Source organism: Bacillus sp. SIMBA_005 (genome assembly GCF_046535585.1).
GTDB classification, from domain to species: domain Bacteria; phylum Bacillota; class Bacilli; order Bacillales; family Bacillaceae; genus Bacillus; species Bacillus pumilus.
In genome coordinates this window covers 1-271 of the sequence record NZ_JAWRWI010000409.1, presented here as the reverse complement: position 1 = coordinate 271, position 271 = coordinate 1, and the positions used below count along the sequence as shown (strand labels likewise).

Genomic DNA, 271 nt, shown 5'->3' with positions numbered 1-271 from the left:
CCATGAACACCTGGTACGCGAGCGCCAGACCGAACGCGGTGTCGTAGAGACCGACGTTCTGCAGCAGCGCGAACATCGGGATCGCGATCAGGAAGTCGGGCAGCAGGTAGGCCAGCAGCAACCAGACCACGAGGCCCGACTTCCTCCGCACGCGGAACCTCACCAGTGCGTAGGCCGCGGGTACTGTCACGAGCAGCGAGAGCACGACGGTGAGCGCGACGACGATCACGCTCATCACCATCGAGCCGACGAAGTCGCTGTTCTCCCACAC

1 pseudogene is annotated in these 271 nt (G+C 64.2%); it reads right to left on the bottom strand.

From position 1 onward, the window contains the following. Positions 1–271, bottom strand: a pseudogene (locus SB660_RS20660) (hypothetical protein); the annotation flags it as partial.